The organism is Acinetobacter sp. CIP 64.7 (assembly GCF_000369745.1).
GTDB classification, from domain to species: Bacteria; Pseudomonadota; Gammaproteobacteria; order Pseudomonadales; family Moraxellaceae; genus Acinetobacter; species Acinetobacter fasciculus.
The window spans coordinates 113,678-114,248 of record NZ_KB850178.1 but is presented as its reverse complement, the minus strand read 5'-3'; the positions used below and the strand labels follow the sequence as shown (position 1 = coordinate 114,248).

The 571-nt window shown below is 40.6% G+C and carries 1 protein-coding gene; it reads right to left on the bottom strand.

Going from position 1 to position 571, the window contains the following annotated elements; genetic code table 11:
* Positions 1-571 (bottom strand): IS6-like element IS1006 family transposase (locus F890_RS02705; RefSeq protein ID WP_005265657.1); only part of this gene is annotated, 571 nt, incomplete at both ends.

The window sequence follows — 571 nt, the reverse complement described above, 5'->3', positions numbered from 1 at the left end:
GCTTGTCCTTTACGTAGTGCACGCATGACTTCAATACCTTTAATTGTGGCATAAGCCGTCTTCATAGATTTGAATCCTAATGTGGCCCTGATGATCCGCTTTAGCTTGCCATGATCACATTCAATCACGTTATTTTTATACTTAATCTGCCTGTGCTCAAGGTCTGGTGGACATTTACCTTCCCGTTTTAACCGTGATAAAGCACGTACATATGTGGGTGCTTTATCCGTGTTGATCACTTGTGGAATTTGCCACTTCTTCACATTATTTAAAATTTTTCCAAGAAAACAATATGCTGATTTGGTATTACGTCTAGAAGAAAGATAAAAATCAATGGTATCGCCACGTTGATCGACTGCACGATACAGATAAGACCATCGTCCATTCACTTTTACATAGGTTTCATCAATATGCCACGAGCTCAGATCTGTAGGATTACGCCAATACCAGCGTAAACGTTTTTCTATTTCAGGAGCATAACGTTGAACCCAACGGTAAATAGTCGTGTGATCAACATTCACACCCCGTTCGGCCAGCATTTCCTGCAGTTCACGATAGCTAATGCCATATT